The sequence below is a fragment of the Solibacillus sp. FSL H8-0538 genome (assembly GCF_038003525.1).
Taxonomy (GTDB): Bacteria; Bacillota; Bacilli; order Bacillales_A; family Planococcaceae; genus JBBOPI01.
The window spans coordinates 246137-270728 of sequence record NZ_JBBOPI010000001.1 but is presented as its reverse complement, the minus strand read 5'-3'; the positions used below and the strand labels follow the sequence as shown (position 1 = coordinate 270728).

Sequence of the window (24592 nt, the reverse complement as noted above, 5' to 3'; positions counted from 1 at the left end):
TATTAAGGCTCTACACCAAAATCTGAACTTGACAGCACATTCCATTCCAGGCGGTCGCTTTCCGTTTCATGTGCCTATAAAGTAGTGCACCTTCTTTTAAAGTAAAGTACATGTTTTGGTAAAGTCCCTTTATTAAACCTTAATATTTAACCGCTTCATCCGGTATTGTAGGCTTTGACGGCTAAGTCCAAGCTTCTGTGCTGCGTTAGTAATATGACCCGCATTTTCTACAAGCGTCTGTTCAATAACTAACTTCTCAAATACAGCTAGTTGCTCTGTTAATTGATGCGTTTCAATACGGGGCAATACTTTTACTGTCGGTTGAGCTTGTTGCCCGACTGCTTTCCGGTATTGATAAGGTAAATGGTGATATTCGATAAACTTTTCATGGTGTATTAAATTCATCGCCGCTTCAATTGCATGCTCAAGCTCTCGTACATTTCCCGGCCATGGATGCGTCGTAAAAAGCGCCATCACTTCATCCGATACCGTCTGTACACTCATTTCAAATAAATGATTATATTTTGCAATAAACTGCCTTACGAGCACCTCGATATCTTCAATTCGCTCGCGCAGCGGTGGGATAAATACCGTAATCACGGCTAGGCGGTAGTATAAATCTTTTCGCAAGCGATTCGTAGCGATGACATCAATTGGGTCCTCATTAATTGTTGCGATGATGCGAACATCTATCGGAATTTCCTTTGAGCCGCCAACACGTCTTATTTTTTTCTCCTGAAGCACCCGCAGAAGCTTTGCCTGTAACGTAATATTAAGTGAATTCAGCTCATCTAGCAGGAGCGTACCCCCATGCGCCTGTTCAAAAAGCCCTGGACTATCAATCGCTCCAGTAAACGCACCTTTTGTCGTTCCAAAAAGAATGCCTTCTATTAATGTATCTGGCAATGCCGCACAGTTTTGCGAAATAAAAGGGGCGTTTGCTCGCTGACTTTCCGAATGAATGCTCTGAGCAAATAATTCCTTCCCTGTTCCGGTTTCCCCAATAACGAGGACATTGGAATTCGTTCGCGTGGCCCTTCTTGCTACTTCAATTACTTCTCGTAGCGGCTGACTACTCCCAATAATTTGGTCAAATGTGATTTTTGACTCCACCTGGCGAATTTTCGTTCGCATAAGCCTTTCCATTTTCGTTACATCTGTCGCGATCTCAACTGCTGCACAAATTTTTTCGTCCAAACTAATCGGGAAGGTTTGGTTGACGGTTGTAATTTCTACGCCGCGATTATTAAAATACGTTTGCTTTACATTAATTACTTCTTCGCCCTCATGCAACGAATGCAATAGTGTACTGCTTTGGTTTTCCTGGAACTGAAAAACATCCCGCATATCTTTATACAGCACATCTTCTTTTTCCATCGATTCCATTTCCCGCATTTTTTTATTATAAATAACGGTGCGCCCCGCCTCATCCACCGCATGAATGCCGACGTCCACCCGTTCAATTATTTCTTCATATAGCTTATTCATTAAAATAATTTTCTCTTTTTTCAAAAAAATCACCTCTCTCTTATCATATCGCAAAATTATTTGGCGAAAAAGAGGTAATGACAATTTTTTTTGCGCAAAATATTCCACCATTACGAATGAAATGTTAATTTTCCGCCTTTTCAAAGTTGGCACACAAATTGCTTATAGAAAAGTACAACAATAAAAGGAGTGTTATTCTTGCCTAATCCATACAAACATGAGCCACTAACAAAATTCCAAGAAGACGCGAAAGCTACTGCTGAAATTACAGCGGCTATTAAAAAAGTTGAAAGTGAACTTGGTCAAACTTACCCAATCATCATTAATGGCCAAACAGTTGAAAGCTCAAACGTTATTGAATCAATTAACCCTGCTAATAAATCAGAAATCATTGGTCGCGTATATTACGCAACTGTTGAAATTGCTGAACAAGCGATCCAAGCTGCTCTAGCTAGCTTTGAAACGTGGAAAAACACTTCAGTTGAATTACGCGCTGGCGTTTTATTCCGTGCTGCTGCGATCATCCGCCGTCGTAAACACGAATTCAATGCTTGGTTAGTAAAAGAAGTCGGTAAACCATGGGCTGAAGCGGATGGCGAAACAGCTGAATGTATCGATTTCCTAGAATACTATGGTCGTCAAATGTTTGAATTAGCTAAAGGCGGCGAAGTTAAACATAACCCAGGTGAGCATAATGAATTCACATACTTCCCACTTGGTGTTGGTATCGTAATCCCACCATTTAACTTCTCATTAGCAATCATGGCTGGTACTACAGTAGGTGCAGTTGTAACTGGTAACACAGTTGTATTAAAACCTGCTGAAACAGCTCCAGTTATTGCTGCTAAATTCATGGAGGTATTAAAAGAAGCTGGTCTTCCTGATGGCGTAGTGAACTACTTACCAGGTAGCGGCGCTGAAATCGGTGACTACTTAGTAGATCATATCAAAACTCGTTTCATCTCATTCACAGGTTCTCGTGCTGTAGGTTGCCGTATTTACGGTCGCGCTGCACAAGTACATGATGGCCAAATTTGGTTAAAACGTGTAATCGCTGAAATGGGTGGTAAAGATACAATCATCGTTGATAGCGAAGCGGATGTAGATTTAGCTGCACAATCCATCGTAAAATCAGCATTCGGTTATGCTGGTCAAAAATGTTCAGCTTGTTCTCGTGCTGTTATCCACCAAGATGTGTATGACGTAGTACTTGAAAAAGTTGTAGCACTTGCTTCAGAGCTTAAAATGGGTGATCCAACGAATGGCGATACGTTCGTAGGTCCAGTAATTAGCGATAAATCATTTAACAAAATTAAAGAATACATTGAAATTGGTAAAGGCGAAGGTCGCTTAGTCCTTGGTGGCGGTTCGGATGATTCAACTGGTTACTTCGTTGAACCAACAATCATTGCTGACGTACACGAAGATGCTCGTTTAATGAAAGAAGAAGTATTCGGTCCAGTATTAGCGATTTCTAAAGCAACTGACTTCGATCACTTAATTAAAGTAGCGAACAACACAGATTACGGTCTGACTGGTGCTGTTATTTCACAAAACGCTGCTCACATTGAACAAGCAAAACGTGAATTCCATGTAGGTAACCTATACATCAACCGCGGCTGTACTGCTGCTATTGTTGGTTACCAACCATTTGGTGGCTTCAACATGTCTGGTACTGACTCTAAAGCAGGTTCTCCAGACTACTTACAATTACATTTACAAGCAAAATCAATTTCAGAAACGTTTTAATATTTTTTAACTAGGAGGAATTTAAATGTCTACACATACAAAGTCAGCTCAACTAATTGAAAAAACTGAAAAATTCGGTGCGCATAACTATCATCCACTGCCAATCGTTATTGAAAAAGCAGAAGGTGTTTGGGTAACAGATCCAGAAGGCAATAAATATATGGATATGCTTTCAGCGTATTCTGCCCTTAACCAAGGTCACCGTCACCCAAAAATTATTCAAGCGTTAAAAGACCAAGCAGACCTAGTAACACTTACTTCACGTGCATTCCACAGTGTTACATTAGGTGAATGGTATGAAAAGCTTTGCCAACTAACAGGAAAAAATATGGTTTTACCAATGAACACAGGTGCTGAAGCAGTCGAAACTGCGATCAAAACTGCGCGTCGTTGGGGCTATGAAGTAAAAGGCATCGCTGAAAACCAAGCACAAATTATTGGCTGTAACGGGAACTTCCATGGACGTACAATGGGTGCTGTATCCCTTTCTTCAGATGCTGAATACAAGCGCGGATTCGGCCCAATGCTACCAGGTTTCGTATTAATTCCTTACGGTGATATCGATGCACTGAAAGCAGCGATTACACCAAACACAGCTGCATTCATCGTAGAACCGATTCAAGGTGAAGCAGGTATCATCATGCCTCCAGTTGGCTTCTTACAAGCGGCGGCTGAGCTTTGTAAAGAAAATAATGTATTATTTATTGCAGATGAAATCCAAACGGGTCTTTCTCGTACGGGTAAAGTATTTGCACACCAATGGGAAGGCATTACACCAGACATCTTAATCCTTGGTAAAGCATTAGGTGGCGGCGTATTCCCTATTTCTGCTGTTGTTGCGAATGATGATATCCTTGGCGTATTTAACCCAGGTTCTCACGGTTCAACGTTCGGTGGTAACCCACTTGCATGTGCCGTATCAATTGCTGCACTTGAAGTACTTGAGGAAGAAAACTTAACGCAGCGCTCTCTTGAGTTAGGTGAATACTTCCAACAACAATTACGCACAATCGATAACCCAGTGATCAAAGATATTCGTGGTCGTGGATTATTCATTGGTGTTGAATTAACAGAAGCAGCTCGCCCATACTGCGAAAAATTAGCAGCGTTAAAATTATTATGTAAAGAAACACATGATACAGTTATTCGTTTTGCTCCTCCTCTAGTGATTTCAAAAGAAGATCTAGACTGGGCAATCGAGCAAATTAAAGCTGTATTCAATAAGTAAATCGATTAAAAGGGAGGCACCCTTCATTTTCTGCTCAAAGTGAAGACGTGACCCCTTCGTCAAGTGGTAGTCGCTTCCCCAAGGCGGCATCCACGGAACATTTATTAACTACACCCCTATGCTATATAAAAAGTAGGTTCATCCCGCGTCTCGTCAACGTGAGGATGAACCTTTTCGTGTTATGTGGCAAGTGCTTGCTTATATACAAAATGAATTGTTATGATGGAGCAAAATAACCTTTATCATTTTAAGAAAAGCACATTCGCACCCGTTTGCACACGACAAGCTACTTGCGAGTCCGAAGCGAAAGTAAACGCTCCACCACTTTCACCCGAGGACAAACCGTGACTTCGAGCGTGCAGCGCGAATGCCTAAACATTACTAACAAGTTATACTTTCTTATCTTTTTAAAAAGGAGAGCGCATATGATTAAAACTGTTTTTGTAACAGGCTATCGTCCACATGAGCTCGGCATCTTTAATGACAAGCATCCCGGAGTTCTCATTATAAAAAAAGCGATTGAAAATCAGTTACGTATGTTAGTAGATGCTGGTCTAGAGTGGGTTGTTATTAGTGGCCAGCAAGGTGTTGAAACGTGGACAGCGCAAGTAGTACTAGCGCTGCAGGAGGAATTCCCTGAGCTGAAATATTCCCTTATTACACCCTTTTTAGAGCAGGAGAAAAATTGGAATGAGCAAAAGCGGGAAACATATATGCAAATCGTCAGTAAAGCGAACTTCGTTACAAGTGTGACGAGACGACCGTACGAGGCACCGTGGCAGTTTATTGAAAAAGATAAATTTATTATTGATAATACCGATGCGATGCTGCTTGTGTATGATGAGGACAACGAAGGGTCACCAAAATACGTATTAAAGCTTGTAGAGAAATATATGGACGCGCATAAGTATGAATTATTAAAAATAAATGCGTATGATTTGCAAATGATTGCCGAGGAGATGCAGCGGGAGGATTGGTGACTGCCCATCCTTTCCTTTTTTCAAAAATCATTTTTAATTTATTTAATTTTCTGATTAATTTACAGGATTTTTTTGGTATAATTTGATTGTAGTAAGTTAGCTTTTCTAACATACGGGAGGAGTTGGCGCATTATGAATCAAATCGCCATGACAAATGAACCAAAACCAATTAACGTTTCACACGACACATATCGTCGGGAATGTCGCTACACAAGAGGGATTCATATTTCTAAGCGGGATTTCTTACAAATTTTAGATACTATGTGTCCAGACACACAGCTGTATTTCGAGTTTCATAACGTAGGAAAAAAAATTGAGCAGGGAACGTATTTAAATGGTTATTCTAGCCTTGCAACAAACATTGCTGACTACTACAAAAAAGTGAAGAATACAGAAGTAATCGATATTACTAATGGTCGTGATTTTTACGTAAAAATCATTTAAATCATTCGAGGTGACTGTTAAATTGAATTCACAAATAAACAACGCCTGATCCTTTAGCATAGAAGATTGCTAAGAGACAGGCGTTGTTTCGTTCAACGAATTGGAGATTATTTCTTTTTAATTGTAATTGTCCAAGCCGCTTCGCCAACTTGTTCGAAATCCGTTACTTCGTGACCTGCTTCTGCTGCCCAGCGAGGAATGGATTCTGTCCCTTGTGTACAATCGAACTCTACTACTAGTTCGTCACCTGTGTTAATTTCTTGAATGGCTACTTTTGCTTCCTCTAGTGGAAATGGACAAACCATCCCCATTACTTGTAATCGTTTTTGCAAAATCATAACTCTCCTTTTTTACGCGGACACTGCTTGTGTACGTACTACTTGTGCTTTTTTACGTGGACGGACAAATACAAAATACGACGCTGTCCATGTTCCTAAAATCATAAATACTAATGATATCCAACCAGACCATGTCATCATCGCTGTCATAACTAAGCCGTTCCCAATTGAACAGCCCCCAGCTAAACTTGCTCCGAAGCCCATCATTAGGCCACCCGAAAAGCTATTAAGCCCTGTTTTTACATCCGGCATACGGAAGCGGAACTCCCCACTCATCTTCGCAGCGAAAAGTGACCCTAGGAAAATACCTAACACCAAAAATACGCCCCAATTTAAAAAACTTGTTTCACCTGTCACTAAATACTGCAAAATGTTTGCTGACGGTGTTGTTACGCCAAGCCCAAACATACGGCCAGCACCAACAGATAATGGCCAAGCAGCTGTCGCAATTAATCCAATAATCGTTGCTGTAATAAATGGATTCCAACGTTTTTCAAATAAAATATGTGCTAGGCCCGATTTCTTTGGCTTTAATCCAGGGATTTTTACTTTTGGTTTTTGTAGCTGACGGTAAATAATAACCGCCACTAAAGCAACGAACGGTACGATTAACACCCAAGGACTAATCCCCAGTGTCGACGCCATAGAGTTGTCCTCAACTTGGGCAACACCTGTCATCGCTTCCATCACACTAGCAAGTGGACCTGTACGCATCATTGTAGCCACTACTATATAGCCGGCTAACGCAATCCAGCTACCAATTAAGCCTTCTCCTGCACGATACCAAGTACCTGTTGCACAGCCTCCAGCAAAAATAATTCCGATACCAAAAATAAATGATCCGATAATGACTGCCACAATCGGCAATGTACCGGCATTGAATTCAAATACACCTAAACTAATTAATGCGTATACACCAACACTTTGTACGGCAATGGCAAGTAATAGTGCATAAAACATACGATTATCCTTCGCGATATACATATCACGGAAACCACCTGTTAAACAGAAACGCCCACGTTGCATTACAAAGCCAAGCAATACCCCGCAAAGTAAACCTGTTAAAACCATATATAGCATAATGCGATATCCCCCTTTTAATACCAAGTAAAGTTATAGGATTATAATACATTATAAATTAGGGCAATAGCAATGATTTTTTTATTTTTTTGGATAGCTATTGTTCAATGTAAAGAGTGTGCAATGCTTTTTACATTGAATTGAGATTTTTTCGCATATTTACAATGCCGTAAATCTTTGTGTAAAGGCAACATCCGATTATTTAGTATGTTATAAAATTTCTACTTATTCACATACTACTTTCACAATGTCCCTCTCACTAATAAATCCCCAGAAAACTAGTTGACTTTTCAAGTGATAACGATTATCATTATCATTGTAAGTAAGACATCTAAGTTTTTAACACTTTCGAAGCGTTCCCCCCAGGTTAGTTTCGAATCTCACTTAAACACTTTTTTCATATGAAGAGAATGGCAAATCTACATTAGGTTTGTCATTTTTTCATACATACAATTAAAGGAGCTGGTTTTCTATGGAATTTCGTATTGAAAAAGACACATTAGGTGAGGTACGTGTGCCCGCCGATAAAATTTGGGGCGCACAAACACAGCGTAGTAAGGAAAATTTCAAAATTGGCACTGAAACAATGCCGATTGAAATTATTCGCGCAATGGCTCTATTAAAAAAATCTGCGGCCATTGCCAATCAAAAACTAGGCAAGCTCTCCCCTACGAAATCGGATGCGATTGTACTTGCAGCGGACGAAATCATTGCAGAAAAATGGGACAATCACTTCCCGCTTGTCGTCTGGCAAACAGGGAGCGGCACACAAACGAATATGAACGTCAACGAAACAATTGCGTACCGTGCAAACGAAATTTTAACCGAGCTAGGAAGCGATGAAAAAATTCATCCTAACGATGACGTCAATAAATCCCAAAGCTCCAATGATACCTTCCCAACAGCACTGCATATCGCGGCTGTGGAAATCGTTGAAAATTATTTATTGCCGCGCCTCCAACTTTTAAAGGCTACACTAAAAGAAAAATCGGAAGCATTCCAGGACATTATTAAAATCGGTCGTACGCACCTGCAAGATGCAACACCACTCACACTTGGCCAAGAAATTAGTGGCTGGCACCACATGCTCGTGAAATCAGAGAAAATGATTCGCTTAAACACAGAATTCATGAAGGAACTAGCAATCGGCGGTACTGCAGTAGGTACGGGGATCAACGCACACCCTGAATTTGGCGCTCGCGTAGCTGAGGAAATTAGCGCATTTACAGGTAAAAACTTCGTAACAGCTGAAAATAAATTCCATGCACTTACAAGCCATGATGAAATCGTCGTGGCACATGGCGCGTTAAAAGCGCTCGCTGCAGATCTAATGAAAATTGCCAACGATGTACGTTGGCTAGCAAGTGGTCCGCGTTCAGGTATTGGCGAAATTACAATTCCAGAAAACGAGCCCGGTTCATCCATTATGCCTGGAAAAGTAAACCCAACACAAAGTGAAGCGATGACGATGGTTGTCACACAAGTAATCGGCAATGACGCAACGATTGCATTCGCCGCCTCTCAAGGAAACTTCGAGCTTAACGTCTTTAAGCCGGTCATTATTTATAACTTCTTGCAATCAGCTCGCTTGCTTGCAGATGCAATGAAGTCATTTAATGATAATTGCGCTATTGGAATCGAGCCAAATACAGAAGTGCTGGATGCAAATTTACGCAATTCATTGATGCTGGTGACAGCATTGAATCCATATATCGGGTATGAAAATGCAGCAAAAATTGCTAAGACGGCTCATAAAGAAGGCTCAACATTAAAAGAAGCGGCCATTAAATCCGGCTTGTTAACAGAAGCCGAATTTGATCAATATGTGGATCCAAAAACAATGATTTATCCGAATGCCGAATAACAAGAAAATAGTATTTGCGCCCGAATACACCCGAGTGACGATAGTGTTCCATCCATCCATCTAGCAACGGTTGACTGATTGGCATCGTGCCAACTCTAAAAGACTTCAGGCGAGCACAAAATTAACTAGACAAACACAAAGGCGCTGCTCTAATTTTTATTAGAACAGCGCCTTTAATCAAATGTGTCTTGTGCTTCAACTACTTCCATTGTCTTCTCCTTTTCAGTTTATTGCGCCTCACGTAAAAATGTTTTGTTATTTTCAAGCAACTGTAAAATTTGCGTCAGCACGTTTTCTTCTACTTTCAATGAAGAATTCAATTCCTTCATGACGATTTTTTGTAGCTCCGTCACCGTACTGACGTCCATCCTATACTTTTCCGCTAGTTCAAATGCGCGTTTCAAATCACTTGTAAACATAAAAACTCTCCCTTTTTATTAGATTCACTTTTATTTTACTATATCCGCAGAATATTCGCATAAAAAAAACGTTTTTTTTTTCATAAAGTAAAACAGAATTGATAACACTACACTTAAAGGAATTTGAAGGACGTGGAAAAATGGAAACGATCGAAGTAGAAAAGGATGGCTATGAAATTGTCGTGACGATTTTAGAAAATGTTAACGATGACGGGATTGTGGAGGCAGATGCGTATTACAAGGATTTTGAGTTGTACCGAATTTTAGTCTTTGCTGACACAACTGAAAAGGTCGTCAAGCTTGCCACACAGGAGCTACTAACGAATCACCCGTTCGAAAAAATTATCCGAGAGAGCTAATAAGGGCTGGCATTCACACGAAGCTCTTCTTATCTTATCAATTAATTTAATGTAGAATTAGGCGGGATATATGATTTAGTTTCAAACTACACATTCGCACACACTCATTTGGTAAGTTGGAGGGATTTTTTAGTAATTTAAAAATAGAGCTAACAGACAACCTCTCGCGGTATTTTTTTTTTGAATATTTTAAAACGCTATTTGCCGCAATCGGCGAGATTAACATACGACTTATTTTAGATTAAGCGACATTAGCACTTAATTACGGATAAGTTGTATCTGCAATTCGTCTATTTATACTTTTTAACAAAACAATCGCCGTTTATAAAAAGCCACACATTAGAAAGACACATCTCGCCCAAAATAGGGCGAGATGATGTCCTTACTTATGTAGACAAGAAAGTTATACTTTCTTATCTACTAAAAAAATGTCACCTCCAAATATCTAAGTTAATAGATAAATGTAGGTGACAATGTTCTCATTCCATTGAATACTCGATGAAATGTCGGATATTAAATAGTTTAATTATGCATCGGATCTTTTTTCTTCGACCCAGTCATATTGAATAACATATTTAACAGAATAGCTGTTACTGAACCGGTTACGATTCCGTTTGCAAACAGAATCGATAATGTGTTCGGTAAGAATTGAAAGACTGATGGCACAACGGATACGCCGACACCTAAACCTACTGCACATGCCACAATCATTGCATTTTCAGTTGATTTTATGATTTCTGGCGTTAGCATTTTCATCCCTTGTGTAATAACTGTACCGAACATCGCAAGCATCGCCGCACCAAGTACTGGTGTTGGGATGATTTGTGTTAGGGCTGCTACTTTTGGTAAGAAACCAAGTAACACAAGCATACCACCTGTGATGAAGATTACTTTACGTTCTTTTACGCCTGTAATTTGGACAAGACCTACGTTTTGAGAATACGTTGTGTACGGGAAGGCATTGAAAATACCACCGATAATTGAAGCTAAACCTTCTGCACGGTAGCCGCGCGCTAAATCTTTTGAGTTAATTGGCTTTTTACAAATATCACTTAGTGCATGATAAACACCAGTGGATTCAACAAGCGAAACCATCGCCACTAATGTCATTGTAATGATTGGCTCTAGGTGGAACTCCGGTTTACCAAAGTAGAACGGTTGTACCATATGGAACCAAGATGCATCTGCTACTGGTGAGAAGTCTACTCTGCCCATTACAATAGCTATCACTGTTCCAATTACTAAACCAAGTAAAATTGAGATTGAACGCATAAAGCCTGTTGCAAAACGATAAATTAATACGATTACTAACAAGGTTGCGAAAGCTAATGTTAAGTTTACTGTTGAACCGAAGTCAGCAGCTGTTACATCGCCACCACCCATATTTGTCATCGCTGAAGGTAGTAGAGAAATCCCGATAATTGTTACAACACAACCTGTTACAATCGGAGGGAAAAATTTTACAAGCTTTCCGAAGAATCCTGAAATGATTACAATAATAGCACCTGACGCAATAACTGCACCATAAATCGCGCCAATTCCTTGCGTTGAACCAATTGAAATAATCGGTGTTAATGCTGTAAATGTACAACCTAATACTACCGGTAAACCAATACCAATTGCTTTACCTTGCCAAACTTGTAGAAGTGTGGCCACACCACACATTAAAATGTCGATGGCTACTAAATACGTCATCTGAGCTGAATCGAACCCTAACGCTCCACCAATAATTAGCGGGACAAGGATGGCACCTGCGTACATCGCAAGTAAATGCTGAATCCCAAGCGTTGTTGCTTTAAAGTTATTCATAACAAGTAAATCCTCCTAAGAAAAGTGCTAAAGCCCATACTTACACCCGACAAGCACTGGAGAGCCCGACGTGAAAGTGCTCTTTTCAACTTACTTTCACCCGAGGGATCTTGGCCACCTAAGAACGCCGCATCCAAGCAGCAACGGCTACACTACCTACATCGACCTCGAGGGTGTGGCGCTTTAGCCTAGACCTCTATGTTGTAAAAGCACGCTACGTGTAATCAAAAAATTAATCGAAAAACTCTACTTTACCGTTTGTTAATGATTTAATATTTGCTAATGATTCGATGCGAAGTCCTTGTTCGCGGAGGATTTTACCGCCGTCTTGGAAGCCTTTTTCAATTACGATACCAGCACCTACAACATTTGCGCCTGCTTGTTTAGCGATGTCTAGTAAACCTTTTAATGCTTCACCGTTTGCTAGAAAATCATCAATAATAATGACATTGTCATCTGCTGATAAGAAATTTTTCGAAACTGAAATTTCGTTTGTTTCACCTTTTGTGAATGAGTGGACCTTTGAAGAGTATAGATTATCTGTTAATGTAAGTGATTTACGTTTACGCGCAAATACTACTGGTGCACCAATTGTTAAACCAAGGAATGTCGCTGGTGCGATTCCTGAAGATTCAATTGTTAATACTTTCGTAATGATCTCTTCTGAATAGCGATTCGCAAATTCGTCGCCAATTTCCTTCATTAACATTGGATCGATTTGGTGATTTAAGAATGAGTCCACTTTTAGGACAACATCTGATAACACTTTACCTTCTTGCTCGATTTTTTCTTTTAAAAGCTTCATGAAAAAGCTCCTCCTTGTATATGCTCATTTTACAGACAACAAAAAAACTCGAAAGACTTGTCTCCATGTGATGAGTGGAGCAAGTCCTTCGAGTGATGAATCGAAAGAAATAACGAATGAATTACACAAAAAATTGGGACATCCATTCGTTAAACAATGCTTCACCCATAGGCGGTTCATTTAAGGTAAACCGGTAGAAACTCGCGAGCCATATTCCCGCTATTATATGAGTAAAGTTATTTAGTTAAATTAATTGAATGTCCCAATTATAATCATCGTCTTTTTTAATTGCAATGGTGTTTTAAATAATAAAATTATTCTTATTTTTCGGAATTCGATTCATTTTTCACGCAATTTTACTCCGAACGTTCGTCTTTAGGTTCATTCCGAATCCTTATTTAGCAATTCACTCAGGTTTTTCTTAAATTTCTCAAAGGAAGTTCCATCCTTCCCGAAATACGCCATGCTCCGTACTGCTAATATTTTCACATTGTTACCATTACTATAGTACATTTCAGCAAAAACACCTACATTTTCTAGCTCTTGTACCTTTAAAGGAATCGACGAATCATCCACAATTAAAGTTTCGTAGTATAACGATTTAAATTGCTCTAATGCGGCTGTACCTTGTAAAATGATAATTTCCGGTTGAAATTCATCGACAACCTCTTTAAAGATGTCCATGCCTCTTTCATAATTAGTCGGATCTGTATTTTTAATTACCTTGAGCTCTTTTGCCACATTTGTCTGGTAGGCATTGACTGAAGTTAACACAATATCTTCCCCGAACTGCTCTTTCATCCATGCAGCAAATTGCATTGATCCTTTAAATTCACGTGGAGCCTGCGCAAGCTGTGGACGATATAAATCATGCAATAACTCCATGTCTACTAACGCATCTGCAAAAATACCTGTGCTGTTTTCTTCTACTATTAATACAGGATTAGGGTTCATGCCGACTAAAAATACACGTGACTTGTATGGATTCCCATTTATTTGAAAGGGTTTGAATAACGCACGCTCTGTCCCTTCTTCTGTCACCCAGTTATAAATTATCTTATAAAAACCTAATGAAACAGTCATCGTCATCTCTTCTTACAGTTTTCTACCCGAATAAAGAGCTTGTCTACTGCTAGTTCAAGCTGAGGAAAGAGCAAGGCACCCGGATGATATTTTTTCACTTCACTAATAATGGCTCGATAATACCATTCTTGTTTTTCTTTTGGAGCATTAAAATTATTCCAAGTTTCGTTCCCAAGTTGCGCTACCTCAACCGTTATTGATTTCACATTATGTAATTTTTCTGCAAGCATAATGGCCAATTGTTCGTCTGTCTTATGTTTAATTTGCTGAATTACATATTCTTTCCGTTCGTTCCAACTGAGCGATTTTTCTAGTTCGGTCGATGCTTTGACGAGTGCTAGTACAGAATCCCCAAACTTTTCCTGTAACTCTTGCTCCGTAGCAGTTGTATCTTCCAACACATCATGTAATAAACCTGCAATAACTACCGGCTCAGCGTATCCAGCTATTTTCAATATCCGTGCTACACCAAATAAATGTGTAGAATGGGGAACATTTAAGCCTTTCCGGTACTGGCCCTCATGTTTCTCCGCAATAAATTGGATTGCTTTGTCGACCAAATCCATACAAATCGCCCCCTTTTTTTTATTATAGCATTCGCTCTCTATAAAAAAAGTGAAATATTGTCATATTTTATCGCATTAGAAAGTCACAACTTCCCCAAAATCGGGCAAGTTGATGTCCTTACTTAAGTGGATGGGAAAGTTAAGGTTTCTTATCCACTAAAAAAAACGATAAAATCCACTTCCTCGATTTTACCGTTCGTTCATTAATTATTTGTTAAATCACATTCCGTTAAAGGCACAATCTTTGTTTTATGTTTGATTTTATAGCCAATCCAAAATAGCGCAAATAGCGGTAACCCAATATACGATACGAGCACACCGTACCAATCAATATCATCACCTGTGAAAGCTGTATAGTTTTGCCCAAGTACGACAATCATACAGACCGTAAAGGCAAATAACGGACCGAATGGGTAGAGCTTCGCGCGGTATGGCAGTGTATTGACGTCATTGCCTTGTGCGACAAATGCCTTACGGAAGCGGTAGTGACTAATCGCAATCCCTAGCCAAGCAATGAATCCAGACATACCTGAAGCGTTTAGTAACCACATATACACAACGCCGTCACCGAAGAAGGATGCTAAGAAGGCAAGTGAACCAACAGCAAGTGTAGCCATTAAAGAATACACCGGAATACCGCGTTTATTGACCTTCATAAAAATTTTCGGTGCTTTGCCATCTACTGCAAGCTGCCATAACATACGACTTGATGCATAAAGACCCGAGTTACCAGCAGAAAGCATCGCTGTTAATATGATGGCGTTCATAACAGATGCTGCAAACGCGACACCTAGTTTATCGAATACTAATGTGAACGGTGACACTGCAATATCTTCTGATAGTAGACGTGAATCTGTGTACGGAATGAGCAGTCCGATTGCACCGATTGCAAAAATATAAAACAGTAAAATTCGCCAGAACACTGAACGTACGGCTTTTGGAACATTTTTGGCTGGATCCTCTGTTTCACCAGCTGTCACCCCTAAAAGCTCTGTCCCTTGGAATGAGAAACCAGCCGCTAAGAAAATACCAAAAATCGCTAGGAAACCGCCGTTAAACGGTGCATCCCCAACAACAAAATTTTCAAAGCCTACAGGATCTTCCCCGCCTAAAATTCCAAAAATCATTAAGAAGCTGACGATAATAAACACAATAACTGTGACAACTTTTATCATCGAAAACCAGTATTCACTTTCTCCGTAAGCTTTAACAGATAATAAGTTAAATGATAAGACGATAATGATAAAAAGAATCGTCCATATAATCGAATTACTATCCGGGAACCAGTATTTCATAATTAATGACACAGCCGCAATTTCAGCAGCAATCGTGATTGCCCAGTTGTACCAATAGTTCCAACCAAGTGCAAACCCTAGTGCCGGGTCAACAAATTTTGTTGCATACGTACTAAATGAACCGGAATTTGGCATAAATGCCGCCATTTCTCCGAGACTCGTCATTAAAAAGTACACCATTACGCCGATTAATGCATAAGCAAGTAGCGCACCACCTGGACCCGCCTGCGAAATCGATGCACCCGATGCTAAAAATAACCCTGTACCAATCGTCCCACCTAGTGAAATCATCGTAATATGACGACTTTTTAATCCTCTTTTTAGCTGTGGCTGTCCGCCAAACTGATTGTTTTCTATGTTATCCATGTTGTTAGTTCTCCTTTGTTTATCAAGCACAGTGCAGTAAAAACAAAAAACCGACACAAGATTATGTGACGGTTTCCAATTAATTACCCCACCAAACTTGAAAGATAGCTCAACACATGCTTACGCATGTGACAGTTCTGTTCCTTTCGGAGACAGCCCCAGCATTCATTTGTGAGAGTACAAATAGAACACTTCGGCAATCATTCCTTTCATAAAGCTTCAAAGATTCTCTCAATCTCCGCTATACTAATTTTAATGATCGCGACCTCTACCTCATCTATATGAGGCAATGTATTATTAAATTATTATTTCCCGAGTGTATCATATCATTTTTCCATTAGCAACGACATTCAATTATTCAGTTTTTTCGAACTATTTATGTAAGTGTGCCATTATGATACGCTTGCTTTTATAGAATTGTAGGAGGGACATCATGGATTCTGAACAACAAATGCACCATAGCAAAAAAATACAATTTAGTAAATCGACCCTTATTTTTGTGTTAGCAATTATCGTATTTGCAACAACACTGCGGACACCACTGACGGTTGTCGGACCAATTATTTCATTTATTCGAGAAGGGCTTGGTATTTCTAATGTGCTAGCTGGCTTCTTAACAACTATTCCATTACTGGGCTTTGCCGTAATTTCACCTTTTGCACCAAGAATTGCACGCAAATTCGGCATGGAAATGACGTTATTTTATTCAGTTATTATTTTGTCGATCGGGATATTGTTACGCTCGTCTGGCATGACAGCGCTTCTCCTAATGGGAACAGTATTAATTGGCATTGCCATTGCATTCGGGAATGTATTAATTCCGAGTTATTTTAAATTAAGATATCCACTTCACATCGGGCTATTGACTGGAATTTATACAGTTTCCATGAATACTTCTGCAGGACTTGCAGCCGGGATTAGTCATCCAATCGCTTCTTCTGGGTGGGGTTGGCAAGGTGCACTTGGGTTTTCAATTATATTAAGTGTAGCTACACTTGTGATGTGGATTCCGCTAATTCGCGGCAAAAAGGTTGAAATGGCGACAATTAGTGGCAACCAACCGAAAAAACAATTATGGAAATCCCCACTTGCCTGGGCCATTGCGGGTTCCATGGGGCTGCAATCTCTTATCTTTTATTGCTCTAGTGCGTGGCTACCTGAAATCTTCATCGCCCAAGGTATGAGTGCTCATTCTGCAGGCTGGATGGGCTCAATAATGCAAATGTCTCAAATTCCGATGACATTTTTAATCCCGATCATTGCGGGTAAATTACCTACTCAGCGCCCAATTGTAGTATTCTTCACCATTTGTTATTTAATTGGTTTTACAGGCGTTTTAATGGAATGGACAAGTCTTGCTGTTTTGTGGATGATGTTTTTAGGCTTTGCTGGCGGGGCGTCATTTGGCCTCATAATGATGTTTTTCACGCTACGTACAAAAACGGCATATGAGGCAGCGGAGCTTTCAGGCTTTGCTCAGTCAGTCGGCTATTTACTTGCAGCAGCAGGACCTGTGTTATTTGGCTACCTACATGACGCAACCAATAGCTGGTTTTTACCAATTTCCGTCTTTGTCATCGTATCGTTGTTATTATTTATCATGTCTTTCTTTAGTGCCAAAAACAGTTTTGTGTAATACGTTTTGTGAGAAATTACCTATCTTTTAAGCACTGGCGAAGATTCATGTAGTCCAACCCAAACGTATGTGCCCGTTTTATGTTATACTACTAGGTGATTACATGTATAAAGGAGAACATCGAGTTTGCGCAAACGTAGCAGAAGAAGAAAAAAACGTATCCCACTTATGCCACTGTTCTTTATCGCACTCTCTGGCTCGATTGGTTGGTATTACTTGGAGTCGCTTGAGGGCGTAATTGCATCAATTGTTCTTTACTACATCTTATTAATCGGCTTCAAAATTTGGCGTAAATCGCGCCGCACTGCAAAATTACGAAAATCTGGTATTCGAGAAGTTGACATCATGAAGGGCGAGGAGTTTGAACGCTTTTTAGGCGAGCTATTTAAACGCCGCGGCTTTAAAGTTTCCTACACCGCAACATCTGGTGACTACGGAGCCGATTTAATTTTGAAGGATGGCCAGGACGTCATTGCCGTACAAGCAAAGCGTTATTCCAGCACAGTTGGCGTAAAGGCTGTACAGGAAATTATCGGTGCCGTCAAAATGTATAATGCAACGGAAGCCTGGGTTGTCACAAACAGCCATTTCACACGCCAAGCCGAAAAGCTTGCCGATATTAACGATGTTTATTTAATAGAACGTGATGAATTAATCGATATGATTTTGAATAAGCGCTAATGTAGGAACCCCCTTTTAGAAGTGATGAAAATCGCTTTTAAAAGGGGGTTTTTATATGGAGAATTTTAGTGCGTTCTGCGGGCTTTTTAAATCGTTCGGCTGTTTGTTTAGTGCGTTCAAGATGTCTTTTAGTTCGTTCAACCACTAGTTTAGGGCGTTCACAATACCTGTCATGTTAAAAAGAGCTAGAACATGTTCTAGCTCCCTCCATTAATAAGGCTGTTTCTGATAAAAGTAATTCGGTTTTTTGATGATATTAGCAATCGGTTGGTGATAAATGTGCGTTGTGGCGGGTGACACAGGTGGCAATAGCCAAGCCCAGTTGCCTGTTACTTCACGCGCGGCGTCACTTTCCTGCTGCTCGAATAATTTAAATTGCTGCGCGGCAGTATGATGATCGACAATGCTGACACCCGCTTCCTTGTAGGAATGGAGCACGGCAATGTTTAATTCAATAAGCGCGCGGTCCTTCCATAACGAAGCATTCCGCGACGTATCCAAATCTAATATTTCAGCTATTTTTGGTAAGCAATTGTAGCGATCTGTATCAGCTAAATTGCGCGCGCCGATTTCTGTCCCCATATACCAGCCGTTAAATGGTGCGGCCTGATAATCAATTCCCCCACAATTAAAGCGCATACTCGAAATAATTGGCACGGCATACCATTTTATATTGAGGCGCTCAAAATCATATTCTGGATGCGAAATGTCCACTTCAAGTACATATTCACCCGGAATATCGAACACTTGCGGAGCTCTGTCTCCTACTTGAATAACGAGCGGTAGCACATCAAAATTTGTGCGCGCTCCCTTCCAGCCAAGATCCTCGCAAACTTTCGTAAACGTAATCGAATGTGCATCACCTATTATTCCGTTGGCCGTTTCATACCCTGCATAACGAATAAGTTGGTGATTCCAAATACGCACAAGGTCATTCGCAAAAACGGTAATCGCAGGACGAATTTTACCACCGTTCGTTGCAAACTCAATGTGACGTAAAAGTGCTTCAAAAATTCCCTTTTCATCTGTTAACGTACGCTCATCAAACACGGTTAAACTTTGCCAAAAAAGGCGGCCGATGCATTTATTACTGTTGCGCCAGCCGACACGTGCGGCAAATGTTAATTCCTCAGTTGTTGGCTCAAACTGTTGCTCGCATTGGACTTGCTCAAGGCGCGACTCCAACCACTCTTCGTTTTTGCCACACTCTTCTTTATATAAAATTAAAAATGATTCGATTTCTTGTAAATTCATCATGCTTACCCCCAATAATCTCATTGTAGAAGTTTTTTTTAGTAGGAAGCAATGCAAGGTTAACCAATTCAAAGATGTATTTTTCATACATGACTTAAAGTGTTCATAAATCTATTTTATTATTCCGATTTAAGTTCTATTTGTAACAATTTACACTCTATACAGAACAAAGTAGATAGTAGTCACCATAAGAAAAACACCTACACCGATTTCACAGTGTAGGCGTTTCAATTTTATTGATATAGTGGCACTCTCCAAGGTTCGGTTAGCTGCTCATAACGATTTACTTGTGTTAGATGTAGCGTCATCGTATCGGTTATTTTTTCGACACCGTACACACGTAACTCAACAGTCATAAGAAATCGCCCGTGTTCGTCAATATTATCCGATGTGCCACCGCTGCGGTAAGCCATATATGAATTGCCTTTGTCATCTTGCAGCACCCAATTTTCCAGATCATCGGCCATTGCTTCACGGCTACCTTCTAAAACAATTACGACATACGAATCTTTTTGAATTGGTAGCCACGATTTTCTCAAGGAATAGTCGGTTTCCTTTTCAATTGACTTGATTGTTAAATAGTTACCACCGTAGTCAAAGCTCGGCGACTCGTTTTCTATTTTATCTGGTTGAAATGAAACAGCGTAATCTAACTGAATTGTTTTGTAAATGCCCTCGAGGACAAATGTTAGTTGATCGTTTTCCTTTCGCGGAACAAATGAATCGATCGATAAGGACTGCCCAACAATATCCGTCCTGCTCCCGAGCGATTGTAAAGTTCCGTTGCTTACCGAATGGCCACGGTCGACTGTAAAAATATTATTGGCAGCAACCCTTTCCCCACTTTGGTTTTCAATATAATAACCAACTCCTGTTGTGAGCGGGTTAAATTGCTCACCGTACTGCTCCGTTAAGGCATCGCGCTTTTCTTGTAATTCGGTACGCGTTTCATTCGTGAAACTCGTTGTGTAAATTAATTCATTTGATGAGGGCGCGTACTGTGCTTCTTGTAAAGTAACGGTCACACCTTCATGCTCAAATGTCGCATCATTTAGTGCCACTTTTGTTGTCAATTTGGTAATTTCACTTAACTCAATTGGAATGTCAAGATGCCACATGCCTTTCTTACGCGCAAGCTCATGTAGGCGCACTTGTACGGTAAACTTCTCCACGTCGATTCCCTCACGCAAAGAATATTGTAGTAATCCGTAGTCTTCATCCGTACGCCCCCAAGAAGAAATTGAAGGCTCCAACTCATTGCCTTGTGCATCAACTAAAAATATATGATTGTCTTTATCCTGCATATCAAAATATGGGTCTAATACTTTTCCAGAAGAATTTAAGATTTGGTATGAAATCACCAGACGTGAAGAATCGACCATGACATCTTCCACTTTTAATGTAATCCCCTTATCCACCACGGATAAATCCACGCGCTCCACTAATCCTGCATCCATTGCCATTTGTAGCCCTTCATCCACACTATCGGTAGAAAAGATTCCCCCAATTAATTGTGCGAAGCTTGGACTAACAGCTACCGTTACGCCAAATGCAAGCGCCACACCTGCTGCTGATAAAAGAGCGCGTTTCCAGTACGATTTCCGCCTTTTCAATGGTTTGTATGGCGTTAATTGCTCGAGTACATGGCCTGCAAATTCATTTGGTAACGTTGGTGTTTGGAGTGTTTCTTTCATAAAATCAGTTTCACCTTCAAAAAGCTCTATTACTACCTGACAAGAAGCGCAATTGTTCACATGTGCTTGGAGCTGCTCCATTTCCTCGTTTGACAGTAATTGATCATGTACCTGTGATAATTTATCGGCGTTCGGACACTTCATCAAAATAGCCCCCCTGTTGTACTTGATTTCTCATTTTCTTTTTCGACCGGTGAAGTTTATTACGTACGTCGGATAATGGAATTTGCAGAAGCTCGCTTATTTCGAGATAGCTTAGTTCATTTACATAGCGCAATAGCAAAATCATGCGCTCAATTTCAGGTAATGTAGCAATGAGCCGCTCCAGCTGCCGACTCTTTTCCTTTTTTAAAAAAACGACTTCTGGGTGAGTTTCGTTAACTAGCTGATCTTCTTGTAATTCCGTCATATTTAGTTGGTAGCCTTTTTTACGGAATTCATCGATACAATGATTGATTGCGACGCGGTATAGCCAGCTTTTAAAGGCGCCTTTTCCGTCGTATTTATGCAGTTGCTCGTAAATTTTAATAAACGCCTCCTGCACAAGATCCTGTGCGATTTGCGGATTTCTCGTCATTCGCAAAATTGTGGCGTAAAGCGGATTTTTATAGGCATTAATAATGTGTGCATATGCCTGTTTATTCCCTGCAAGAATGTCTTTAATAATCGTTTGCTCGTCCATCATGCCCTCCTCGCTCAAACAGTCATGCGCATGTTCGTTTTTTCTACTTCACTAATCATAACGAGAGTTGTATAGGGAAAATCTCACTTTTCTAAAAATATAGCGAATATGTGTTTAAATAAAATGAAAAGCACGGGCGATTAACTCTACCCATGCTTCTTTTGCATTAAAAATATGTACTACGCCGCCAAAAACGAATGAATTCGTAGCTATAGTTTCAAAACGGTCAATTTCATCGATCATGATCAGGTGTACCTCTTCGTAAGCTTCAAAATATTCTTCTGCTTCTTCCCCAATACTACTTGTTTTATAAATAATGATCTTTTGTGTCAACACACTCATTAATCTCGATGCACGGATGGCACGCACTATGTAAAACAAGATGTTGCCATTGAGAAATATTTCATCTATAAGTGCACCTACGATTACCGCTTTTTTGTAATTAAATTGCGCTCTGACATAATCCCACTGCTCACATAAAAATGGTGTTACTGGAGACAATAAAATAACAACATTTTTGGGCAAAGGACGTGTCATGGTGGATTTCTTTCATGGACAAGAAACACTTACCACAATTCAATGGATTCTAAGAGCAATTATCGCTTTTTTCTTTTTACTCTTCGCGGCGAAAATTCTGGGGCGGCGTTCTATTTCTCAACTGAGATTACTCGATTATGCTATGGCAATATCTATTGGTAATATCATCGCCCATCCTTTGTCAGATGAAAATTTAGGAATGAAGGGTTCCATGATTACCATGTCCGCCTTAGTTATTTTATATACAGTCGTTGTACTCTTAAGCCTTAAATGGGTTTCGTTTCGACGTTTAATAGAGCCCCCTCCAATTCCACTTATTAAAAATGGAGAGATTGTTTCGGCAAACTTACGAAAGGCAAGAATTTCTGTCGATTTTTTAATATCGGAATTAAGAAAAGAAAAGGTAGAAGATGTTCAAAAAATTGCGCTCGCATTATGGGAAGCAGACGGATCTATTTCAAGTTTTTTATACCCACAACATCAAACACCAACGCGAACAGATATGAAGATAGCACCTGAACCTTTTTCTCTTCCTATTGTTCTCATTAGAGAGGGGAAAATTGATTACCATGAGTTAAACAATACTAAGTTTAATGAGGAGTGGCTAAAAAATAAAATCCAGTCAACATATAACGTAGACATTAAAGGTGTCCTATTAGCGACAATCGACTTAAAAGATAGCTTGCAGGTTTTCCTGTACAAATAAGAGGTCACTTTGTTAATTGAAGAATTCATTCTGTAGCAACGTCTCATCATACGTATGTTTAGCTGTTTGAGTACAAACGGTCATGACTGTTCATGCCAGTTTTTTGATTCCTCATCTGAAAAGCATGCGTAAGTTGTAGTTGGGTGCCCCAATCGGAAGGTTGAAATTCAACTTTGACAACGGTCTCAACTCTATTTATCAGCCCCGCTCCAGTATTACAAGTCATTTCGATGAGGCGTCGTGTTCATGTCTCAGAAACCTGTCGTCATGAGGGGCACACTGCTCCTCACTATGCGTTTCAAGATGAAACCTTGTCTCAAAAAAGAAGTCTGTGTTAACTTTCCCCTCCATTACAAGGTTCCTGGAGCTACAAACTAGCAATCGAACTCCTTCGTCCACGCTTTATCTCCCAATCTCCCTCGCTTCCTGTACTAATTTTTCAAGTTGCTTGCGATTCACCGGTCCGGTATGTTCATAGATGATTTCGCCTATTGGGTTAATAATGACCGTCGTCGGAATTGTAACAACGCCGTAACGCTTACTAATTTCGCCTGTCGGGTCTAGAATAATCGGGAAATCCATTTTCCCTTTCACGAACGAGCGAACCGTGCCTTCATCTTGCTCTTTATGTGTTAAATTCACGCCAAGTAACACGATATCCTCTGGTATTTCCTCATGAAAAGACTGTAATTGGGGGATTTCTGCTTTGCAGGGTGGACACCAGCTCGCCCAAAAATTTAGGATGACCGTCTTTCCTTTATAATCGGCTAACGTCCATGCTTCATCCGTTAACGTCGTGGCAGTAAATAAAGGTGCTTTACCGTCCGTTGTTGTTTCCCGTATAGGCTTTTCTACAACATTGATGATGACTAGCATCACCATACTAACAATGATGGCCTTCCCGATTGACTGTTTAACGAGGTGAGATTGAGCTGTACCTAGCACCAATACGACAAACCCCCATAAGAAAGTGAAGCTGCCTATTGCCTGTCCGAAAACAAACCAACTTGAAATCGTGACTACCGCAAGTATAATGGACATTGTTTTCTGTGATTTCCACAATAGTAGCCATAGCCCAACGAGGACCAAACCCTCTACTACATTTCCTTGTAGCAACAAATAGCTGAATAGCATCACTAAGTAAAAGCTGAACCACGTCACGAAAACCGCTGTACCTTCTGATTGTTTTACTTTACGTTTCCGATAAAGTTGGATCGTTACGACGATTACTGCTAAAACATGCCCTAAAATGCCCCCATCAAAATATAACAGCGAAAGAGGAGCTCGGATGAATTGAGCCCAATCCGTTACAATATAGCTCAGTTTCCAAATGACGATGTAAAGAAACAGAAAATCTCCTAGCCAGTCATTTTTCTGATGCAAAATCCGTTCATTGATTAATTTCGTTACCATGTATGCCAAAAGGACACTTGCCCATATAGTTGGTATTGTAAGTGATCCAATTGAAAAGGATGCCATATAGTTCCCCCGTTCTATGTAAAAACGCAGGATACGGTTACATATCCTGC

General features: G+C 40.1%; 23 protein-coding genes and 2 riboswitches. Of the genes, 9 read left to right on the top strand and 14 right to left on the bottom strand.

The window, feature by feature from the left end; genetic code table 11:
* Nucleotides 1–132: 132 nt before the first annotated feature.
* Nucleotides 133–1488, bottom strand: a complete 1356-nt coding sequence (locus MHH87_RS01245; RefSeq protein WP_340750844.1) for a sigma-54 interaction domain-containing protein — start codon at nt 1486–1488, stop codon at nt 133–135.
* 198 nt (nt 1489–1686) lie between these two features.
* Between MHH87_RS01245 and pruA the strand changes: the two genes are divergently transcribed.
* The 4 genes from pruA (at nt 1687) to MHH87_RS01225 (ending at nt 5889) form a co-directional block, all read left to right on the top strand.
* The gene (gene pruA, locus MHH87_RS01240) at nt 1687–3237 is read left to right on the top strand and encodes an L-glutamate gamma-semialdehyde dehydrogenase (RefSeq protein WP_340747536.1); all 1551 of its coding nucleotides are present in this window, start codon (nt 1687–1689) and stop codon (nt 3235–3237) included.
* Nucleotides 3238–3262: 25 nt separating this feature from the next.
* Complete coding sequence (locus MHH87_RS01235) at nt 3263–4465, top strand: ornithine--oxo-acid transaminase (RefSeq protein ID WP_340747535.1); 1203 nt, start codon at nt 3263–3265, stop codon at nt 4463–4465.
* 425 nt (nt 4466–4890) lie between these two features.
* Nucleotides 4891–5445, top strand: a complete 555-nt coding sequence (locus tag MHH87_RS01230) for a DUF1273 domain-containing protein (RefSeq protein ID WP_340747534.1) — start codon at nt 4891–4893, stop codon at nt 5443–5445.
* A gap of 132 nt (nt 5446–5577) precedes the next feature.
* Nucleotides 5578–5889: a hypothetical protein gene (locus MHH87_RS01225; protein WP_340747533.1), complete on the top strand. Its 312-nt coding sequence runs from the start codon at nt 5578–5580 to the stop codon at nt 5887–5889.
* Between the two features lie 107 nt (nt 5890–5996).
* On the opposite strand, the gene MHH87_RS01220 is transcribed toward MHH87_RS01225, so the two are convergent.
* Together MHH87_RS01220 and MHH87_RS01215 are read right to left on the bottom strand one after the other, a co-directional pair.
* On the bottom strand, nt 5997–6221 hold the full coding sequence (locus MHH87_RS01220) for a sulfurtransferase TusA family protein (protein ID WP_340747532.1): 225 nt from the start codon (nt 6219–6221) through the stop codon (nt 5997–5999).
* Nucleotides 6222–6239: 18 nt separating this feature from the next.
* Nucleotides 6240–7307 carry a YeeE/YedE family protein gene (locus MHH87_RS01215; RefSeq protein WP_340747531.1) on the bottom strand — a complete coding sequence of 356 codons (1068 nt, stop codon included), beginning with the start codon at nt 7305–7307 and terminating at the stop codon, nt 6240–6242.
* Between the two features lie 472 nt (nt 7308–7779).
* Here MHH87_RS01215 and fumC point away from each other — a divergent pair, with 472 nt between their 5' ends.
* Nucleotides 7780–9171: a class II fumarate hydratase gene (gene fumC, locus MHH87_RS01210; RefSeq protein ID WP_340747530.1), complete on the top strand. Its 1392-nt coding sequence runs from the start codon at nt 7780–7782 to the stop codon at nt 9169–9171.
* Nucleotides 9172–9398: 227 nt separating this feature from the next.
* On the opposite strand, the gene MHH87_RS01205 is transcribed toward fumC, so the two are convergent.
* Entirely contained in the window at nt 9399–9590 is a 192-nt protein-coding gene (locus MHH87_RS01205; RefSeq protein ID WP_340747529.1) for an ABC transporter permease, read from the bottom strand.
* Nucleotides 9591–9730: 140 nt separating this feature from the next.
* On the opposite strand from MHH87_RS01205, the gene MHH87_RS01200 reads away from it, so the two are divergent.
* Nucleotides 9731–9949 (top strand): hypothetical protein, encoded by a 219-nt coding sequence (locus MHH87_RS01200; protein WP_340747528.1) that lies wholly within the window; start codon nt 9731–9733, stop codon nt 9947–9949.
* Between the two features lie 522 nt (nt 9950–10471).
* Here MHH87_RS01200 and MHH87_RS01195 read toward each other — a convergent pair.
* From MHH87_RS01195 to MHH87_RS01175, 5 genes are all read right to left on the bottom strand, one after another.
* Nucleotides 10472–11758 carry a nucleobase:cation symporter-2 family protein gene (locus MHH87_RS01195; RefSeq protein ID WP_340747527.1) on the bottom strand — a complete coding sequence of 429 codons (1287 nt, stop codon included), beginning with the start codon at nt 11756–11758 and terminating at the stop codon, nt 10472–10474.
* A 232-nt stretch (nt 11759–11990) separates the two neighbouring features.
* Entirely contained in the window at nt 11991–12563 is a 573-nt protein-coding gene (locus MHH87_RS01190) for a xanthine phosphoribosyltransferase (protein ID WP_340747526.1), read from the bottom strand.
* Nucleotides 12564–12711: 148 nt separating this feature from the next.
* A riboswitch (purine riboswitch) is annotated at nt 12712–12813 on the bottom strand.
* A gap of 131 nt (nt 12814–12944) precedes the next feature.
* Entirely contained in the window at nt 12945–13646 is a 702-nt protein-coding gene (locus tag MHH87_RS01185; protein WP_340747525.1) for an RNA 2'-phosphotransferase, read from the bottom strand.
* 2 nt (nt 13647–13648) lie between these two features.
* Nucleotides 13649–14212, bottom strand: coding sequence for an HD domain-containing protein (locus tag MHH87_RS01180; protein ID WP_340747524.1), 564 nt, complete (start codon nt 14210–14212; stop codon nt 13649–13651).
* Between the two features lie 203 nt (nt 14213–14415).
* A complete protein-coding gene (locus MHH87_RS01175; protein WP_340747523.1) occupies nt 14416–15873 on the bottom strand; it encodes an amino acid permease in 1458 nt (485 codons plus the stop codon).
* A 97-nt stretch (nt 15874–15970) separates the two neighbouring features.
* Nucleotides 15971–16152, bottom strand: a riboswitch (Lysine riboswitch).
* Nucleotides 16153–16306: 154 nt separating this feature from the next.
* Between MHH87_RS01175 and MHH87_RS01170 the strand changes: the two genes are divergently transcribed.
* Together MHH87_RS01170 and MHH87_RS01165 are read left to right on the top strand one after the other, a co-directional pair.
* Nucleotides 16307–17509 carry a CynX/NimT family MFS transporter gene (locus MHH87_RS01170; protein ID WP_340747522.1) on the top strand — a complete coding sequence of 401 codons (1203 nt, stop codon included), beginning with the start codon at nt 16307–16309 and terminating at the stop codon, nt 17507–17509.
* Between the two features lie 126 nt (nt 17510–17635).
* Nucleotides 17636–18190 carry a restriction endonuclease gene (locus tag MHH87_RS01165; protein WP_340747521.1) on the top strand — a complete coding sequence of 185 codons (555 nt, stop codon included), beginning with the start codon at nt 17636–17638 and terminating at the stop codon, nt 18188–18190.
* Nucleotides 18191–18400: 210 nt separating this feature from the next.
* Here MHH87_RS01165 and MHH87_RS01160 read toward each other — a convergent pair whose 3' ends face one another.
* The 4 genes from MHH87_RS01160 to MHH87_RS01145 all read right to left on the bottom strand — a co-directional run bounded on the left by MHH87_RS01160 (nt 18401) and on the right by MHH87_RS01145 (nt 22357).
* On the bottom strand, nt 18401–19444 hold the full coding sequence (locus MHH87_RS01160; protein WP_340747520.1) for a nitric oxide synthase oxygenase: 1044 nt from the start codon (nt 19442–19444) through the stop codon (nt 18401–18403).
* A gap of 233 nt (nt 19445–19677) precedes the next feature.
* Complete coding sequence (locus MHH87_RS01155; protein WP_340747519.1) at nt 19678–21282, bottom strand: DUF4179 domain-containing protein; 1605 nt, start codon at nt 21280–21282, stop codon at nt 19678–19680.
* The gene (locus MHH87_RS01150) at nt 21260–21820 is read right to left on the bottom strand and encodes an RNA polymerase sigma factor (protein ID WP_340747518.1); all 561 of its coding nucleotides are present in this window, start codon (nt 21818–21820) and stop codon (nt 21260–21262) included. Before MHH87_RS01150 ends, MHH87_RS01155 begins: the two co-directional genes overlap by 23 nt.
* A 114-nt stretch (nt 21821–21934) precedes the next feature.
* The gene (locus MHH87_RS01145) at nt 21935–22357 is read right to left on the bottom strand and encodes a hypothetical protein (RefSeq protein WP_340747517.1); all 423 of its coding nucleotides are present in this window, start codon (nt 22355–22357) and stop codon (nt 21935–21937) included.
* A gap of 1 nt (nt 22358) precedes the next feature.
* Here MHH87_RS01145 and MHH87_RS01140 point away from each other — a divergent pair, with 1 nt between their 5' ends.
* Nucleotides 22359–23063: a DUF421 domain-containing protein gene (locus tag MHH87_RS01140; protein WP_445683067.1), complete on the top strand. Its 705-nt coding sequence runs from the start codon at nt 22359–22361 to the stop codon at nt 23061–23063.
* Between the two features lie 402 nt (nt 23064–23465).
* On the opposite strand, the gene MHH87_RS01135 is transcribed toward MHH87_RS01140, so the two are convergent.
* The gene (locus tag MHH87_RS01135; RefSeq protein ID WP_340747515.1) at nt 23466–24542 is read right to left on the bottom strand and encodes a TlpA family protein disulfide reductase; all 1077 of its coding nucleotides are present in this window, start codon (nt 24540–24542) and stop codon (nt 23466–23468) included.
* Nucleotides 24543–24592: the final 50 nt, after the last annotated feature.

What these genes read in the sequence shown, in the direction of transcription:
- MHH87_RS01245 (WP_340750844.1), bottom strand. Translation starts at nt 1,488, where the DNA reads ATGAATAAGCTATATGAAGAAATAATTGAACGGGTGGACGTCGGCATT.
- MHH87_RS01235 (WP_340747535.1), top strand. Translation starts at nt 3,263, where the DNA reads ATGTCTACACATACAAAGTCAGCTCAACTAATTGAAAAAACTGAAAAA.
- MHH87_RS01230 (WP_340747534.1), top strand. Translation starts at nt 4,891, where the DNA reads ATGATTAAAACTGTTTTTGTAACAGGCTATCGTCCACATGAGCTCGGC.
- MHH87_RS01225 (WP_340747533.1), top strand. Translation starts at nt 5,578, where the DNA reads ATGAATCAAATCGCCATGACAAATGAACCAAAACCAATTAACGTTTCA.
- MHH87_RS01215 (WP_340747531.1), bottom strand. Translation starts at nt 7,307, where the DNA reads ATGCTATATATGGTTTTAACAGGTTTACTTTGCGGGGTATTGCTTGGC.
- fumC (WP_340747530.1), top strand. Translation starts at nt 7,780, where the DNA reads ATGGAATTTCGTATTGAAAAAGACACATTAGGTGAGGTACGTGTGCCC.
- MHH87_RS01205 (WP_340747529.1), bottom strand. Translation starts at nt 9,590, where the DNA reads ATGTTTACAAGTGATTTGAAACGCGCATTTGAACTAGCGGAAAAGTAT.
- MHH87_RS01200 (WP_340747528.1), top strand. Translation starts at nt 9,731, where the DNA reads ATGGAAACGATCGAAGTAGAAAAGGATGGCTATGAAATTGTCGTGACG.
- MHH87_RS01195 (WP_340747527.1), bottom strand. Translation starts at nt 11,758, where the DNA reads ATGAATAACTTTAAAGCAACAACGCTTGGGATTCAGCATTTACTTGCG.
- MHH87_RS01190 (WP_340747526.1), bottom strand. Translation starts at nt 12,563, where the DNA reads ATGAAGCTTTTAAAAGAAAAAATCGAGCAAGAAGGTAAAGTGTTATCA.
- MHH87_RS01185 (WP_340747525.1), bottom strand. Translation starts at nt 13,646, where the DNA reads ATGACTGTTTCATTAGGTTTTTATAAGATAATTTATAACTGGGTGACA.
- MHH87_RS01180 (WP_340747524.1), bottom strand. Translation starts at nt 14,212, where the DNA reads ATGGATTTGGTCGACAAAGCAATCCAATTTATTGCGGAGAAACATGAG.
- MHH87_RS01175 (WP_340747523.1), bottom strand. Translation starts at nt 15,873, where the DNA reads ATGGATAACATAGAAAACAATCAGTTTGGCGGACAGCCACAGCTAAAA.
- MHH87_RS01170 (WP_340747522.1), top strand. Translation starts at nt 16,307, where the DNA reads ATGGATTCTGAACAACAAATGCACCATAGCAAAAAAATACAATTTAGT.
- MHH87_RS01160 (WP_340747520.1), bottom strand. Translation starts at nt 19,444, where the DNA reads ATGAATTTACAAGAAATCGAATCATTTTTAATTTTATATAAAGAAGAG.
- MHH87_RS01155 (WP_340747519.1), bottom strand. Translation starts at nt 21,282, where the DNA reads ATGAAGTGTCCGAACGCCGATAAATTATCACAGGTACATGATCAATTA.
- MHH87_RS01150 (WP_340747518.1), bottom strand. Translation starts at nt 21,820, where the DNA reads ATGGACGAGCAAACGATTATTAAAGACATTCTTGCAGGGAATAAACAG.
- MHH87_RS01145 (WP_340747517.1), bottom strand. Translation starts at nt 22,357, where the DNA reads ATGACACGTCCTTTGCCCAAAAATGTTGTTATTTTATTGTCTCCAGTA.
- MHH87_RS01135 (WP_340747515.1), bottom strand. Translation starts at nt 24,542, where the DNA reads ATGGCATCCTTTTCAATTGGATCACTTACAATACCAACTATATGGGCA.